Origin of the sequence: Oscillatoria nigro-viridis PCC 7112, from assembly GCF_000317475.1 — a bacterium.
Classification (GTDB): Bacteria; Cyanobacteriota; Cyanobacteriia; order Cyanobacteriales; family Microcoleaceae; genus Microcoleus; species Microcoleus nigroviridis.
The window spans coordinates 6,577,191-6,594,692 of sequence record NC_019729.1 but is presented as its reverse complement, the minus strand read 5'-3'; the positions used below and the strand labels follow the sequence as shown (position 1 = coordinate 6,594,692).

The window sequence follows — 17,502 nt, the reverse complement described above, 5'->3', positions numbered from 1 at the left end:
ATGCCCAATTCCCCATGCCCAATTTCCGATAATTACTGCCAATTGCCCACCAGCACGAAAGGTGCCCAGAAATACGGATTCTGATACTGCTGGTTTTGCAACAGAGTTAATTGAGCGTTGCGGAGGGCTTCAGCTTTGCTGGTTTTAGAAGAAGCAAGCTGCTTGTAAAACTCAGTCATAAAGATAGCTGTAGATTCGTCGTTGACTTGCCAAAGGGTGGCGGCGGTGCTGCGGGCACCCGATCGAATTGCGGCCCCAGCCAAACCCAAAGCCGCGCGGTTATCCCCCGAAGCAGTTTCGCAAGCACTCAAAACCAAAAGTTCGATCGGCTGTTGTTTTTCCCCAGTGCGGACTCGCAGCAGTCGATCGAACTCCTTAACATTCACTTTCTGGTCCCAAGTCACAATAAAAGTATCCGCCGCATTCGAGCTAAACTGACCGTGAGTTGCCAAATGGACGATCGGGTAAGACAAAGCTTTAATTCGATCGTGCAACCGCCCGCTGACAAAATCTTGATTCAGCAGCGAACTCGCCGGCATCTCGGCTGCAATTTGCTGAATTTCCTGCGTCACCCCCGGCAAAGCCGAGAAGCCTTGACGCGCTTCGGAGAGGGCAGCGGCGAGCACTCTTAACTTGACTTTGTTCAGCGGTTTCGGTGCCAGCAATTGCAATCCCGGCGCCAAAGCAATACTGTATTTTTCTACCAAAAACTTTTCACCGTCGTGCAGTACCGCCATCGGCAGATTTCGCAAGTAACCGTCGAGTACAAATACCAGGGTTTTAATCCCGCTAGCCGTCAAATCCGCTTCTGCGGGGCGGATTAACCAGTCGTAAACCTGTTCAACCGCTTGCCTCCTGTTGCGGGGGAAAGAAGCAGGCCTGATGGTATTCTTGGCTTGTCTGAAGGCAGTTTCCAACTCGGCTTGAGACTTGTTAGTAGTGTAGCGGCGCAGGGGTTTGCCGGGAATTGACAAAATTACCTCCAAACGATCGCTCAAAATAATCGGATAAATCACCGCCGCTGTCGGATCGATTTCCTCGATCGACTTTGGTTTAGCATCAGCGCAAGCATCCCGAAAAAAGTTGTCCAATTCCGCCAACTGCAAAGATTCCACCGTTTGGCGCGCCAGTTTCAATTTAGCTTGACTGGGAGATTCCTCTTGCAAAAGCAGCCCGACTAATTCCCGATAAACCGGTTCGGCACTTTCCCGAAACGAAAATTGCACTTCGGGATTGACTGTCACCAAATCGCCCCGCAAAGAAGACAGTACATTCACAGCTTGAGTATATTGAACGATCGCCCCTTCTGTATTTCCCTGAGCTTTCCGAATCCGTCCCAGTTGCCAAAACAATTGGTAAGCAATATCGGGAGATTGAAACGCCGGTGCTAAACTCAAAGCCTGAATTGTGAGATTTTCCGCTTTCTGATACTGCTTTTCGATTTCCGATAGTTTGCCTTTTGCTGCCAGAATATAAGCTTGTATCCGTTGGTCGCCCAAACTCTTTGCCGGTTCGAGAGAGCGATCGAGCATTGTGTCAATATCGCTTAAACTCAAAGTTTTCGCAGGCGACTGAGCTAATTTCATCAAGCTTTGAGCTAGATTAATTTGAGCGTAAAGTCCGGCGCGGTTCGACCCAAATTGAGCGGTTTGAGGTTCGATAGAACGCCACAAACCCTCTGCTTCAGACCAATCTTGGCGATCGACCAAAAGACTCAATTGGTTTAACTTCGCTTGAATTTGTAAAAGCGATCGCTCCGGCATCGCCTCGATCGATCGAGCATAATACTCTAGGGCAAAGCGTTCCCAATCACCCCGCTGTTCTGGTGTCAAACCCGGTTTATTGCTTTTAGCCCGTACCGTATTGCCCAGATTGAGATAAATTGCAGCCTCCTCTGGTCGGCTACCTAATTTTTGGGCTGCTGCGAGTCCCACCAACAGTAAATCCTGCGATCGTTCCAGTTGTCCCAAAACCCGCAGCACCCGCCCTAAAGCATGAATTGCCCGGACTTGTTCGAGAGAAACCGGCTGATTTTTCAAAGTTTCCAAACCCGCTGCCGAAACTTCGCAAGTTTGGTTTTCCAGCTTGAAAGAAGCTAACAGCATTTTACAAGCTCTGGGGTAAAGTCCGAGAATTTCCCAAGCCCGACTTTGATTAATTTGAACTTGAAAAAGTTGATTTTTACTATCAATTTGCTCAAAAATTTTAGCAGCTTGCTTCCAAATATCGATCGCATCTTGAGTCTGCCCCCGTTCGAGTTGCAACTGTCCTTGAATGTTCAGAGTTTCAGCCAAAATCCGCTGCTGTTCGGGAGTTTTTGCCTGTGTTCGCACAGCCGACAAACTCGAATTCACAGCTTTTTCTGCTTCTTCCCAAAGCCCCAACTGCCCGTAGGTTGCAGCTAAATTGCTCAAAGCCGCGGCGCGATCGAGATTTTCCCCTTTTGCCTCAAACTGCGCCGCCGCTTGCTGCAACAGCGGTACAGCTTCCGAAAAACGTTCCTCTCGGTACAGAGTTCGAGCTTGTCGGACAAGCTGCACCGCTGGTGGTGGATTAACCCGAGCAACTCCCGGAGGAATCGCAACGGATAGCAGACAGGAAATCACAAATAACAGAATTACTTGTCGGAGCGATCGAGAAAACTTCATATTTAAAAAATAAAATTACAGCAGCAGACACACATACTAACTAACCCAAATCCATCTTATTCTTTATCTGCGTTAATCCGCGTTAATCCGCCTACATCTGCGGTCAAAAAAAACCCAACTTCAACGCGGCACACAACCATAACTCCGTCGAGGATTGCGAGAGTCAGCAGCATTACCCGGATTATATCCAACAAGCATAACTTCTCCTTTCGCATTCACCACCCAACCTTGCGCCGGAACAACTTCCCGATCCCGGATTTCCCCCTCTTCCAACTTCGCTTTATCCGTTACATCGGTTAAATCCCCTACATTGCTCGTTGCATTTCTTCCTGCCTCTTCCACCCAAGGAAAAGGCGCTGCAGCGCTGCTGAGGGCATCATTAGGACTGGCTGGCACTCCTCCTTTCCCAGTCACGGTAAACTCGTTTCCTGCCCCTTCTATGCAAGGATTAGCAGCAATTAATCGGCTGGGATCGACTACATTTTGCTCTAATTCTACTAACCCTTGAGCGGGATTTACCCCCGTAGAGCTAAACGTTACTGCTCCTTGTAAAGCCGGGCCTGCCTGTTGAGAAATAGCTGCAATATCGCTAGTGGGAAGTAAAGAAGTTGGATTCACTTGTAAAGCTGCAAATTCAGCATCGCTCAGTCCTAAACTACTCCTGGCTTGTTCGCGGTTAATACTTGTAAAGCCAAAGATATTTGGTACATTGACCGTCACTTGTCCGCCCATAGCTGTGCGAGCATTAGCTGTAATATCACTGTTTTCTCGCGGTAAAGCCACCAAAAGATCGCTATTAATTCTGATATTTCCACCGTCAGAAATACCTGCATCGGTGGTAATTGTGCTACCGCGCCGCAACTGAATATCTTGCGCTTTTAGGTTAATATTTGCACCGGAACCAGTGACGGTTGTGCCATCAATTATGCTTTTATTGTCCAGGGCAATTGAGTTAGCTACAACGTTTATATTGCCAGCCCTACCTGTTCCTAAAGACTGAACGTTAACCACTGCACTATCCCGAAGCATCAATTGATTAGCATTCAAATTCAACGAGCCTGCATTTCCGCTAGCAGTGGGATTGACAGCATTAAACGCCCTACCAGCCGAGGCTTCAATTGCACTACGGCTCAACCGACTGTTACTCCCAATACCTTGCACTTCTAAGCTATTGGCATTAATTGTAATATCTCCTGCATCTGCTATACCCAAAGAAGCCGCAGAAATAACGCCGCCATTCTGCACAGTTAGTTTAGGTGTTGAGAGGCGGATATCTCCACCTCTACCAGAACTTGCAGTTTGAGTAACAAAAGAACTTGCTACATAGCCCGCATTCCCCAAAAATCTGGACTCGCCGCTCACTTCTATAGACTCGGAGGCTCTCACAGTTAAATTTCCTCCCGTCCCCCCACTTGTAGAAAATACAACTTCGCCAAAAATTGCACCCGTCGTTAAACTAATTGTGGCTCCATTAGAAACACTCAGCCGCTTAGTGTCGATGCTAATATCCCCACCTTTTCCATTCCCATCAAAAGTATTCGTGCCGAGCCGAGTTTGCCCCAGACCTACAGGAAGACTACCCGATAATTCCACAGATTCACTCGCTTTAATCGCGATATTTCCCGATGCTCCATCACTAAGGCTGAAGCTGGCAAAAGCACCGCCATCGCGCAGTATTAACCGTTGGGCTTCAACAGTGATGTTTCCGCCTTGACCGGTGCTTTCGTTCGTTGTTCCGTTATAGAGCGTTGAACTGACGAGTTCGACGGTGTTGGCGCGGATAGCCAGATTTCCGCCATTCCCAGCACCAAAGGTGGGGGCACCGCCCACTACCCCATTGCTCATCAACAGCCGTCCGGCTTCAATGTTAATATCTCCGGCTGCTCCACTGCCAATAGCGCTAGTAAACAGAACGATTTGCGAAATAAAAGGGTTGCCTGTTCCAGATGTCTGAAAATTTTCTGTAAGCTGCTGATAGCCCTCAATTCCCAACCCGATCATTTCTACTGAGTCAGTAGCGCGGATTTTGATATCGCTTCCTCTCCCCTCTCCCAGTGTGGAGGCGAAAATTTGCGACCCCCCCTCTACTCGCAAATTTTGGGAATTGATATTAATGCCTCTACCATCAATATTTCCGAGTGTCAGTCCATAAATTCCTGAACCGTTAAGATTGATATTTCCCCCTCGAATATCGACTTTCCCACCTCCTAATCCGCTGGTATTTATAAAGGCACCGTTCATTTCAATATTGCCGAAGTTCTGAATATTGCGATAGTTTAAATTCAGACCTAAAGCTGTTGGTTCAAATTGCACTAAACCTGGACTTTTCACACTACCCAGAAGAATTTGTCCGGTATAAGCAGTTAAATTTCCTCCTTGGAGTTGAATGTCACCGCCAATTAATGCTAAAGTTTGACCGGGATCTACTGCTAAACCGAGTTTTTCAAAAGCAGGAATTTCTATGGGGAGTGGCGGTAAGGCTGATGTAGGAGCCAGTGTTTGGGAAGAGTTGACAATTGTACCGGGATTGTCTCTAAATCTTAAACCCACAGGAATATTAATCGCTAACAATGGCACTGCATTAGAATTAGCTGCACTAAATTCAAAGCCATTATCAAAGAGAATTCCGCTACCAGTTGAACCGATAAATGAGCCGCGCAAATCTAACCTGGCATTGGGGCCGAAGACAATCCCTTTCGGATTAAGTAAAAATAAGTTGGCATTTCCTTGGACTCCCAACACACCTAAAATATTAGAAGGGTTGCCACCAGTAACGCGGGTGAAAATATTCGCAATTCCGTTAGGATTGGCAAAATATGCTCCTCGGGCTTCACCAACGTTAAATTGTTGGAAACTATGAAATAAATTTGCTCCGCGAATTGCACCGCCAGTGATTCTATCTGAGGGTAAGTTGTTGATAGTATCGGGAACTGTTCGCGAACTTTCCGCGCCCAGGGAATTATCGGGGACAATTTGGGCGATCGCACCGAAAGGACACAGCAGTAAGAATGCAAAAAATAGGGCGGAATATTGGCGGGGCATCTTTTAATTCCTGTTAATTTAGTAGGAGTAAAATAGCGACTGGTTAGCTAAAACCTGAAGAGTAAGCTGTTCTACATTTAAATTGTCTGTTAAAAAACAATTCCCCGTCTTGTGGGGTGGGCCTATGAGCCCGCGGAGAATATACAATTTAAATGCGCGACAGCTTACCTATCGAGGTACGCAAACACCCGTCGGTTTCGGACGCAGAAGAGATGCACCACCACGTGAATTATAGGCTACCAGCCTTACTTGTCCTCGATCGTCCATTACCCAACCTTGAGCGGGAATAATTTCTGTTGGTCTAATTTCTATGGATGCTCTTTGGCTTTCTACTTGCTGACTTCCACCTACCGCTGGTTCCACCCACGGAAACGGTTCTTCTGCGCTGCTGAGAACTTCATTAGGACTCGGTGGCACTCCCCCCCGCCCAGTCACGGTAAACTCGTTCTCGGCCCCTTCGATGCAGGGATTTGCGACAATTAACGCAGCCGGATTCACCACATTTTGCGGCAGTTCCACTAAACCTTGAACGGGATTCACTCCAACAGAACTAAATGTTACCGCCCCTTGCAAAGCTGGGCCGCCACTTTGGGAAATCGCGGCGATGTCGCTGCTGGGAAGCAGAGAGGTAGGACTTACTTGCAACGCTGCAAATTGGGCGTCACTGAGCCCTAACCTGTTTCTGACTTGTTCGCGACTCGCTGCTGTAAAACCGAAGACATTGGGGACATCGATATTGACGCGGCCGCCGCCTGCTGTGCGGGCGTTGGCTGTGATGTCGCTGTTTTCTTGGGGGAGGGCGAGAAGAATGTTGCTGTTGATGTTGATATTGCCGCCGTCAGAAGTGCCTGCATCGGTGGTAATTTGGCTGTTGCGGCGCAATTGGATGTCTCGCGCTTGCAGGTTAATATTCGCCCCAGTACCGGATACAGTCGTACCGTCAATCCTTGCTTTGTTGTCAAGGTCGATCGAATTTGCGACAATATTGATATTACCAGCGCGTCCGGTTCCCGTAGCCTGTACCGTCACTGTAGCTCCATCTCTGACAATTAGTCGATCGGCCTTCAGATGCAACGAACCGGCATTTGCAGTAGCATTGGGATTAGTACCAAATATCTTGCCCACCGAAGCATCAATTGTACTGACAAACAGACCATTATTTCCGCTGCCGCTGACCTCGATGCGATCGGCATTAACAGTAATATTCCCCACATCTCCTACACCCAAAGAACTCGTAGAAACTATCCCCCCATCCCGCACGGTTAGGCTTGGCGTATCAATACGAATATCCCCGCCCCGACTAGAACTCAAAGTTCCAGAAGTCAGCGCACTCGCATTCTGAATTCCGCTGCTCAAAAGTTGAGAAATGCCTGAAATTTCTACTGATTCAGTAGCCCTAACTGTTAAGTTTCCAGCAGATCCGCCCTCCTGAGAAAACAAAAACCTGCCCACTAAAACACCCGTTCCCAATGTAAACGCCGAACCTCCAGAGAGAGTCAACCGTTTAGTATCAACGTTAATATTCCCCGCCCTGCCGTTAGATGCGATACTCAGCGTGCTGATTCCGGTTGACACAACTGTTGTCGGGCCGCTGTTAGACAATTCTACTGATTCAGCAGCTTTAATGTTGATATTCCCCGACGGGCCGCTGCTGTAGCTCGTCGTACCGAGAATAGAACCGTCGCGCATAATTAATTTCTCGACATCAACACTAATGCTTCCTCCCGCACCGCTACTTTCTTTAGCTGTCCCGCTGTTAATTCCAGAACCCACCATCTCAAAAGTATTGGCGCGAATGATTAAATTTCCGCCATTTCCACCACCAAAAGCGATGCCGCTACCTACTACGCCATTGTTGAAGAGCAGGCGGCCGGTGTCGATCGTAATATCGCCCCCCGAACCGCTACCAGCACTAGCATTAAACAGCATCATTAGCGGGTCAAATGGGTCTGTAGTTCCCGATACCAAATATTTAATTGCAACCTGTTGATAGCCCTCAACTCCCAGCCCGCTCATTTCTACTGAATCAGCAGCCCGGAAATTGATATCGCCTCCTGCACCATCTCCTAGAGTCAGGGTAGAAAATTGCGTTCCGTTTTCCACTCGCAACTTTTGAGCGGTGATATCGATACCTCTACCGTCAATATTTCCCAGTGTCAGCGCATAAATTCGCGCACCGCTGAGGGCGACATTTCCACCTTTTAACTCTATTCTGCCGCCACCAATGCCGCTGGTGTTAATCAGTGATCCATTGGATATTTGAATATTGCCGAAGTTCTGAATGTTGTCATAATTAACAGTTAAATTAGCCGGCTGTTGCTCAGCAGGGGTTAGTGCAAAATTAACTAAACCGGGACTGGCGACGCTACCGAGTAAAATTTGTCCGCCGCTGGCGGTTAAATTGCCGCCTTGGAGTTGGATGTCGCCGCCAATGAGTGCTAAAGTTTGACCTGGTTCTACGGCTAAACCCACTCGATCGCTAATCGGAATCGGCACGGGAGAAGCTGGCAGGTTTACCTTTCCTAAAGCCGTCGATTGGTTGACAATTGCACCGGGATTGTCTCTAAATCTTAAACCTACGGGAATATTAACGGTTAACAGCGGGGATGTTTGCGGGTTGGTGCTGCTGAATTCAACGCCGTTATTAAACACAACACTGTCAGCGGTTGAACCGATAAAGGAACCGCGCAAATCTAACCGCGCATTCGGGCCGAATATAATTCCTTTTGGGTTAATTAAAAATAAGTTACTGTTTCCCAAAACTCCCAGAGTTCCTAAAATATTAGAAGGGTTGCCGCCCGTAACGCGGGTGAAGATGTTGGCAATTCCGCTGGGATTTTCAAAATAAGCTCCCCGCCCTTCACGGATGTTAAATTCGCGCAAGCTGTGAAAGAGGTTAACGCCGCGAATTGCGCCGCCAGTGATTCTATCTGAGGGTAAGTTGTTGATAGTATCGGTAACTGTGCGCGAACTTTCCGGGCCCAGGGTATTATCGGGAATGATTTGGGCGAAGGTTTTCGAGGGAAATAGCAACAGGAAAGCAAACAGTAGGGAGTAACTTACGGGCGGGCAAAATGCCCACCTCACAATAAAATATAGTATTTGTGGAACAGGCATCTTGCCTGTTTTTGAGAACGGTGAAAATAGTAAAGAGTAATGGACGGGAGGCATAAAAATACTCTTTCCAGGATAAAATTTATCGGTGTAAGCTCATCTCGTTTCTCTAAATGTTTTGAATTTGGCTGCTGAGTACAAGTTGCTCTACAGTGATTTCTAGTTCGGGAAAAGTTTTAGAGATAATTCGCTCATTACCTCTAAAACTTTGAACTAAATAACTGCCATTTTCCAAAGAGTAAACGAAAACGGTGGGAATTTTGGGATTTCCTAGATAAGCCCTAGAAGCGATCGCTAAATAGTCCACAATCCAATACTCACAAATGCCGAGGCGTTGATACTCATCTAGTTTATCCACATAGTCGTCTTCCCAGTTAGTTGAGGTAACTTCTACTGCTAATTGGATAGGTTCGGTAAGAGCTCCGTAGCCGCGTACATTGCTGTTCCATACTGATGCCTTAACCACGCCAACATCAGGATTTCTGCCTTGTTCTTGTCCAGACGCTGTTACAGTTCTCAAAACTATATCTTTGTCAACGATATAGTCAAGTCCCAAGCGATCGCTTTCTCTGTCGAAAGACTTAACAAGAAATCGTGCCACATTTTTATGAGCTCTGGTTGCTTCCACTTTGACAATCTCTCCATTTACAAGTTCGTAGATGCCCGATCCCTCTGGGTACTTTTCGAGAAACTCTGCAAATGTTAGTTTAGTTTTTATCTGAACCATAAGACAAGCCCTCTTGTGTGATTTTAGATTTTAGATTTTAGATTTTAGATTGAAGTCGATCGGGGAATTAGCTAAACTATATTTAGTCGTCCTAGTGGTAGAATTTCACTATAGACAGGGGTTGAAAATCCAGGTCGAATTAGCTAGAAAGCAAAGTAATTAATCCGAAAGTATAAGCCTTTTTCCTGCAAAGTTCGATCGCCCGATCGAGCATTAATCAAAGGAATACCGTAGTCTAAACGCACATTCAACCGATCGCCCATTTGCCAAACCAGCCCCAAACCCGCACCCAGCAGTTTATCCGAGTCGGGATTCGGCTTTTCCTCCGAATGGTTCCACCCTACCCCAAAATCGATAAACGGAGCCACTTGCAACAATCCTTGGACTTCCGGGACACGCCAAACCGGGATTCGCACTTCAGCAGACGCGATCGCACCGCTATCAGTTAACAGCAAATCTTGGCGGTATCCGCGCACGCTTTGAACGCCGCCGATCCCGATTTGTTCGAGGGAAAGCAGGGGGCGATCGGCTAATTGAATGTCGGAACGCACTATCAGCAAGGTTTCGGGCGCTAACAGCCGCACGTATTGCGCTTGTCCGCGCCACGCCAGAAAGTGGCTGTCGGGCCCGCTATCGTTCGCAGTAGCGCCGAACAGATTAGTGCCGAGAGAGAATTGCGATCGCGCCGCGAACACTTGGCTGGAACTCCGCTGCACGTATTCTTGAAAAAACCGCACAGCCGAAACCCGGGTTTCACCGCGCTCATTTGCTCCCGCCGAAAGCGCAAATCGTTTCCCCGACAGGAATGTATCGCTTTCTTGCCGCGAAAAACTCAGTCCCAAAGCCAAAGTGCGATCGGGCTTTTCGACAATCGGCTGGCGGTAAGTTAATTCGTAAGTCCGCGATTTCCCCTCAATTTGGGCAGCATCGAACGGTTCCTCGATGATGTTAGTGCTAGCAGCACTCGCAGCGAACCCAATCGTGCCGTTGCGCGCGTTGACGGGGACTGTGTAGCTGCCGTTGAATTCGTTGCTGCCGTCGGTGTTAGCATAAGATACCTCTAATCCGTCGCCCAAACCGAGCAAATTTGCTTGATTGATGCGAACACCGCGCCGAAAACTGCCGACGCTGGGCGATCGGTTGTTGTCTGCGAACACTTCAGCGCTAAAGCTGTCTGCTTCTTTGACGCGCACTTCTAAGCGACTGTTTTCCGGGCGGCTTCCGGCTTGCAATTCGGCCGAAATATTGCCAATTAACGGGTCGAGTTGCAGCAGTTGCAAGGCTTCCAGCAGCCGATATCGGTTGAGGGGGCGTCTGGTGGCGCGATCGAGGCGCGATCGCACGTAATTTGAATTTAAGCGCCTGTTTCCAGTAATCACAATTTCATCTAATCCGCCTTCTACAATCCGAATTTTCACCACACCTCCTTCTCTCGGAAAGGTTTGGTTGGCGGGAATTACAGCGCCGGAATTGATGTATCCCGCGGCTACATATTTTTGAGTGACGGCTGCTTCGGCTGCGATCAGTTCGGCAAAGGTGATTTCGCGCCCCGCAAACTGTTGCGTAACTTCTGCGAGTTCGCGATCGCTAAAAGCTGTGTTGCCCTCAAATTCAAAGCCAGCGACCTTAATTGTACCGGGAATACCCGGTCTAATTTCGCTTTCAACGGGTGTTGGCCGGGTGGGTTGGAGGGGAGACGGCGCAGGGGGTTGCGGCGGCTCAGGAGCTGGCAATTCCGGTTCTCGCGGCAGAATTGGGTTGGGCAGTTGGGCCAGATGCGAGGCTCGATCGCCACCCAAATCAATTTTTTTGCTGTCAATACTTTCTTCTAGTTTTCGAGCTCGGTTAAAAAGCTCGGTTTCTTGAGTTTTTGTGCTGAATGTGCGATCGGGCTGAGATGTTGCACCATTGTCAATAAGCATTTTACGGGCGGGCAGAATGCCCACCCCACAATCAAACTCACTCCCCGCTTCACAGGCATCTTGCCTGTTCTTGAGAATGGTGTAAGATGTCGCATCGACTGAATTTGCCGCAGACGGCGGTAAGTCGGGAGTTTCCGCCGCCGCCGATCGTTCTGACTCAGCGGGTAACTGCGTTTCCTCGTTTTTTACGGGCAAGTCTTGGCGTTTGTCAAGATTAGTATCGGGAAGGAAAGCTCGATCGTCTCCGCTGCTAACTGCTGCCAAATCCTCAACATTTGAGGTCAAAATTTCAACTGTGCTAGCGGATGTTTTCGCTGGTTTTCCCAGCCAAACTAACCCAAAAATTCCAGCGAGTAAAAATAGTTTTTGTGAGCGACCAGCCATAGGATCTAATTATTATCTCGCTTAAGTGGGGGAAAATATTTTCAGGAAGTGAGCACCCTCAAGTAAAAATCAATCTTAACAGCAAAAAAGGAAACAGCCGTCGCAGCCAACAGTTTCGCAACGGCTAAAAACCAAAAGGTCGATCGACTGCTGTCCATTTCCCAAGACTTACGCACCAATCGGGTTCTTATCCGAAAAAATATCGTGTAAGTCGATCGTAAACAGTAAAAAAAGACAATTTTTTTTAGTTGCAAAACTTACGCTTTCATGCTAATGCAGCAACCAGAATAGCCCTGTACACCAGGGTAAACCAGAAACCGGGTTGTGTCCGAAAAAACCCGTTACAACTGAGTTATGGCACCATTCTCAATAATCTTTTTATGAACAGGCAAGATGCCTGTTCCACAAGAGATAAATTTTCTCGCTTCACAGGCATCTTGCCTGTTCTTAAGAATAGTGCCAGATGTGAGTTACAACCCGCAGAGCGACTAAAAAAGCCGGTTTCTTTGATTTTGGTGCATCATCCCAAATCCGACTTTAATACCCCCTTGATTATTGAGTCAGCGTCTACCCACATCCTGTGCGTAGACGCCGTTTCAACCGCCAAGGTCGAGAGGGGATTTGTAACTTTGAATTATGCAGAGCGGCCCGCACCAGCCGCAGCACCCATTTGAGCCCCGTCAGTCAATCCCACCAACTTAGCACTCAACTCCCACATCCGCTCGCCTTTTTCATCATCGCGGGCCTGGGGAGAAACCTTCTGTACAAAAGACTTACCATCTTTTTTCTGGCGATTTCCCCAACTCCAATAAGCCCCAGATTGCTTGTATTCTGGATCGGCAACCACCATCGCCAGCCTTTCTCCCGCCAACTCCTGCGACACGTAACCCCCGGTGATATTCTTCTGAAACAGCGGGAACAGCTTCTGAAACAAAGGATAGTGGTTGCGGAACAGCGGCGTATCCGCAACGCATCCCGGATACAGCGAAGTGAAAGTAATCCCCGTGGATTCGTGAAAGCGGCGGTGCAATTCCCGCATCGTCAGCACGTTGCAAACTTTGCTATCTTTGTAAGCCTTGACCGGTTCAAACTTCTTGCCGTCAACCATCGAAATCGGGTCTTTGAAACCCGCTTCAAAACCCTCAAACTTGCCCAAATCCGGGCGCGGCGGAATCTTCCCGCCCAACTCGTCTGGATTGTGAGTCACGGTTCCCAAAATCACGATTCTCGGATCGGAATAATAGGAAGGCTTCATATTTTCCATCATCAGGTTGCACAGCAGGAAATGACCCAGGTGATTGGTAGTCATCGTCAACTCGTAACCCTCCGGGCTCCGCAGCGGTTCCTTAATCAAAGGCATATAAATGGCGGCGTTGCACACCAAAGCGTCCAGACGCCTGCCGCTGGCCTTAAATGCCCGAGCAAACCTACGCACGCTTTCCAAATCGCCCAAGTCAATCTCCATGATGGAGAAACTGCCTTCAGGTATACCCAACTCTCGGGCGGCGTCTCCGGCTTTCCGCACGTCCCGACAGGCCATGACTACGTGCCATCCTTTGTCTGCGAGAGCTTTCGCGCCGTACAAACCGACGCCGGAGGAAGCGCCGGTAATGATAACCGTTGATTTGTGATTTTGTGCCATCTTGTTAAAAGCGCTTCCGCTATTGATTTTTTTCAGGCACTCAAACGCTGAGCTAGCAGCTTGGATGTTTGGAAGTACCCTATGGTTATTAGGATATGGGGAAACGTTCTCGATCTCAACTGGGAGCCTCTCACTTTTGCAGCCAAGTTAGAAATTGGAGCCAGGAGACAGGAGGCAGGAGGCAGGAGGCAGGAGGCAGGAGGCAGAAGAAAGGAGCCAGAAGAAGTGTTTTTACAAGTAGGAGATGCTGGCTCTCAACGGGCGATTAAAATTAAATATGACTCCAACTCCGACTCCTATTTTGAGCAAGTAACCATACATCTTTTAGGGGCGGGTTGACCACGATCTATGATGCACATACTCGGTATTTATTGATAAACCCGCCCCAACCAACTCAACTAAGGATCGCGAATTAAATAACTTACAATTTTAATTGTTATGGTGGGATGGGCCGATTCCGCCCGTCCAAAAAGGGCGGGCTATAAGAGCCCACCCCACTTTCAAGAGTGTAAGTTATTTAATTCTCATTCCTAAGAAATAGCTGCCGGTTCCTGATAGGTAGGGAAATCGATATAACCTTCTGGCCCAAAAGAATACCAGACGCCGACTTCAGCAGGGGGATTGAGCGGCCAACCATTAGTAAAACGCTCTACCAAATCGGGATTGCTGATAAAATCCCGACCAAAAGCTATTAAATCCGCAACTTTGCTGCTCAGGGCCGTTTCAGCCTGTTCTTGAGTATATCCGCAGTTGCCGACGATCGCCCCTGCAAACACATCGCGAAATTCACTTATCATCATCGGCGTTCCCAATTCGTGAAAGCCAAAAGCCAAACCGTCCACCAAGTGAAGGTAAGCTAAATCACAGGCATTTAACTGCTCCGCGAAATACAGAAAATCTTCGCGATATTCTGGAGAACCCATGTCATTGTAAATACCGTTGGGAGAAAGCCTAACTCCCACGCGGTTTGCGGGAAATACTGTGATAATCGCCTCGACAATTTCCTTAAGAAAACGGTAACGGTTTTCAACTGAGCCGCCATAGGAATCAGTGCGGTGATTGGTTTTGGTTTGCAGGAATGTGTCAATGAGATAGCCGTTTGCCGCGTGAATTTCTACACCGTCAAAACCTGCCATTTTTGCTCGTTCAGCCGCCTTGCGATAATCTTCTACAACCAGGGAGATTTCATCGGTTTCTAGAGCGCGGGGAGTTTCGTAGGGTTGTTTGCCTAGAGGGGTATGAATGCCTTCTCCGTTTATTTTGATGGCAGACGCTGCAACTGGCAATTGATTGTTTTCATGAAAACTGCTGTGGGAAGCTCGTCCGCAGTGCCAAAGCTGCATGAAAATCGGGGTTTCGCGGGCATGAACCGCAGTCACAACTTGTTTCCAAGCTTCGCCTTGCTCGTCTGAATAAATACCGGGCGTATTGAGCCAACCATTACCTTGACTAGAAACCACTGTGGCTTCTGTAATGATTAAACCAGCGGAGGCTCGCTGAGCGTAATACTCTGCTATCAAGGCGTTGGGCATCCGCGCTTCACCGGCTCTGGATCTGGTCATGGGTGCCATGAGTACCCGGTTTTTTAAGGGTAAATCTCCGATTTTGAAGGGACTGAGTAGGAGTGGAGAAGTTGTTTGAGTGGTCATAATTTTGAGGTTTTCTCAACTGAAGAATCTGGGAAATCACATATAGCAACGGCTCGTGTTAGGATGCAAGGCGCAAGACATCCAAGGGTCGCCAAAATGTAAGCAATCAAACTCATCAAGCTGTTTACGAATTTGACTTTTTAGCCAAGACTCTTCTTTGTTCAATTTTGTTAAACTCTGGAGAGTATGGCGGTAAATATAATAGTCTACACCCTGCTGTTTGAATCAATTCCTGAATCCGACCACTTTTATCAAATGTGAGATGATCCATGACCACCACCTGTGCTGTGACAAGTGTTGGAAGTAAACTTGTTTCTAGCCAAAGAGATGAGTAAGGAGATGGATAGCTGCGAAGTTTCAATCCCTGATAGGGTTTTAGGTTTATTTCGGCGCCAGTGAATTTGATCCGCCTAACCGTTCCATCATAAGGTTTCAATCCCTGATAGGGTTTTAGGTTTATTTCGGCTTTAGCTGTAAGCGTGTTAACATCAATAAGGAAAAGTTTCAATCCCTGATAGGGTTTTAGGTTTATTTCGGCTCTGGTGTGGCGACATCATCTACCAACTTGCGAAGAGCGGAAGTTTCAATCCCTGATAGGGTTTTAGGTTTATTTCGGCGCTCATGGAAAACGTCAAATTCCACATCTATGAAGTTTCAATCCCTGATAGGGTTTTAGGTTTATTTCGGCCCTCAAGGACGATTTTGCTATCAATGCTTGGCAAGTTTCAATCCCTGATAGGGTTTTAGGTTTATTTCGGCGCTTTGGAAATCAAAAGATTGGTACAAAGTGAAGGTAGTTTCAATCCCTGATAGGGTTTTAGGTTTATTTCGGCGAGTTACTAGAATCAGTTATCCGAGGCTGGAAAGTTTCAATCCCTGATAGGGTTTTAGGTTTATTTCGGCTCCTATTAGGTAAAGTGAATTGGAATTGCAGATGTTTCAATCCCTGATAGGGTTTTAGGTTTATTTCGGCAACTGTTACAGACCAACTGTTACCGTCAGGGATAGTTTCAATCCCTGATAGGGTTTTAGGTTTATTTCGGCTAAAATTCTGTGTTTGAGAAGTGATTTATTTGCTCAGTTTCAATCCCTGATAGGGTTTTAGGTTTATTTCGGCTTTCAGAGCACCGTACATCTTAATCTAAAAATACTTTTCCAGTTTCAATCCCTGATAGGGTTTTAGGTTTATTTCGGCGCTCGACGACAACCGTTACGAATGTGGCGCTCGCGTGTTTCAATCCCTGATAGGGTTTTAGGTTTATTTCGGCTTGAGTCAGAACCCAGCGGCGCGATTGAGTTCAAGTTTCAATCCCTGATAGGGTTTTAGGTTTATTTCGGCACAAATGCCGCTTGGTAGGTTTACCAGAATTGCGTTTCAATCCCTGATAGGGTTTTAGGTTTATTTCGGCATGCGATCGGCGTGAGCCTGAGAATATTTCGCCAAACTTTCGTCAGTTTCAATCCCTGATAGGGTTTTAGGTTTATTTCGGCCGAATTTTATCGATTAGCTGGCACACCTGCTGAATTGCGTTTCAATCCCTGATAGGGTTTTAGGTTTATTTCGGCAAAATATTTCCAATATTTCTAAAAATGATATTGGTTTCAATCCCTGATAGGGTTTTAGGTTTATTTCGGCCCCGATAATTTTACATCTGGAATTGAAGGAGCGGTTTCAATCCCTGATAGGGTTTTAGGTTTATTTCGGCGGTTTTCGATTAGCAGAAAAATACGTTGCAGAGTTTCAATCCCTGATAGGGTTTTAGGTTTATTTCGGCGGATTGGAGCTGTTGGGCTGCGGTGCTGCTGTTGAGTTTCAATCCCTGATAGGGTTTTAGGTTTATTTCGGCCGCCCGTTCCAGAAGCCTTGCTGTATTTGGTTTTCAAGGTGCAGTTCCGTGAATCTAAAACCAAAGTATCATTCCAGCCTGGGCCTTGTCAATAGCAAATTCTTCTTCCTTACTCCAAAACCTTATCCTGTAAAGCTTTCAGACTTTCCGTGAATCGTTTTTTCAGGTTGGGGGCATCAAACTCTTGCCGGACATGAGTTTGAGCCGAAAAATTTGATACCCCGATTTTAACACCTACCGATTCACGGAAACTAAGCAAAAAATATTGTGCGATCGACTGGCACTACGCCACCAATACGTTCGATCTTACCCTGACAGCAGGCGCACAGCGGGAAAAACAAAATACTGTCTTCGTTCGGTTTGATGACTTTGTTCAGGCGCGATCGCAACTTAGCATACTGAGTCTCGCTCAAATCAGCACACTCGAACACACTGTACTGCATCCACTGCCCGTAAGACTTGAGCATTTTGTGAATCTTTATCCGGCGCTTGTCTTCGGAAATATCGTAAGAAATCAGAATGTGCAT

At 47.4% G+C, this 17,502-nt stretch carries 9 protein-coding genes, 1 pseudogene and 1 CRISPR repeat array; of the genes and pseudogenes, 1 reads left to right on the top strand and 9 read right to left on the bottom strand.

Features of this window, described 5'->3' with window-relative positions; all coding sequences use genetic code 11:
- Positions 1-32: 32 nt before the first annotated feature.
- The 6 genes from OSC7112_RS27525 to OSC7112_RS27500 form a co-directional block, all read right to left on the bottom strand.
- On the bottom strand, positions 33-2,648 hold the full coding sequence (locus OSC7112_RS27525) for a CHAT domain-containing protein (RefSeq protein ID WP_015178959.1): 2,616 nt from the start codon (positions 2,646-2,648) through the stop codon (positions 33-35).
- A gap of 120 nt (positions 2,649-2,768) precedes the next feature.
- Complete coding sequence (locus OSC7112_RS27520; protein ID WP_015178958.1) at positions 2,769-5,690, bottom strand: two-partner secretion domain-containing protein; 2,922 nt, start codon at positions 5,688-5,690, stop codon at positions 2,769-2,771.
- A 168-nt stretch (positions 5,691-5,858) separates the two neighbouring features.
- Positions 5,859-8,807, bottom strand: a complete 2,949-nt coding sequence (locus OSC7112_RS27515) for a two-partner secretion domain-containing protein (RefSeq protein WP_051041562.1) — start codon at positions 8,805-8,807, stop codon at positions 5,859-5,861.
- Between the two features lie 106 nt (positions 8,808-8,913).
- Positions 8,914-9,531 (bottom strand): Uma2 family endonuclease, encoded by a 618-nt coding sequence (locus OSC7112_RS27510; protein WP_015178956.1) that lies wholly within the window; start codon positions 9,529-9,531, stop codon positions 8,914-8,916.
- A gap of 143 nt (positions 9,532-9,674) precedes the next feature.
- Positions 9,675-11,837: a ShlB/FhaC/HecB family hemolysin secretion/activation protein gene (locus tag OSC7112_RS27505; protein WP_015178955.1), complete on the bottom strand. Its 2,163-nt coding sequence runs from the start codon at positions 11,835-11,837 to the stop codon at positions 9,675-9,677.
- Positions 11,838-12,471: 634 nt separating this feature from the next.
- Positions 12,472-13,479, bottom strand: a complete 1,008-nt coding sequence (locus tag OSC7112_RS27500) for a protochlorophyllide reductase (protein WP_015178953.1) — start codon at positions 13,477-13,479, stop codon at positions 12,472-12,474.
- 81 nt (positions 13,480-13,560) lie between these two features.
- On the opposite strand from OSC7112_RS27500, the gene OSC7112_RS27495 reads away from it, so the two are divergent.
- Entirely contained in the window at positions 13,561-13,818 is a 258-nt protein-coding gene (locus tag OSC7112_RS27495; protein WP_015178952.1) for a hypothetical protein, read from the top strand.
- 191 nt (positions 13,819-14,009) lie between these two features.
- On the opposite strand, the gene OSC7112_RS27490 is transcribed toward OSC7112_RS27495, so the two are convergent.
- From OSC7112_RS27490 to cas2, 3 genes and pseudogenes are all read right to left on the bottom strand, one after another.
- Positions 14,010-15,128 (bottom strand): alkene reductase, encoded by a 1,119-nt coding sequence (locus tag OSC7112_RS27490; protein WP_015178951.1) that lies wholly within the window; start codon positions 15,126-15,128, stop codon positions 14,010-14,012.
- A 36-nt stretch (positions 15,129-15,164) separates the two neighbouring features.
- Positions 15,165-15,453, bottom strand: a pseudogene (locus tag OSC7112_RS41320) (transposase); the annotation flags it as partial.
- A gap of 29 nt (positions 15,454-15,482) precedes the next feature.
- Positions 15,483-16,975: direct repeats of the CRISPR family, unit length 37 nt; unit sequence GTTTCAATCCCTGATAGGGTTTTAGGTTTATTTCGGC.
- Positions 16,976-17,226: 251 nt separating this feature from the next.
- Positions 17,227-17,502 carry a CRISPR-associated endonuclease Cas2 gene (cas2, locus tag OSC7112_RS27485; protein ID WP_015178950.1) on the bottom strand — a complete coding sequence of 92 codons (276 nt, stop codon included), beginning with the start codon at positions 17,500-17,502 and terminating at the stop codon, positions 17,227-17,229.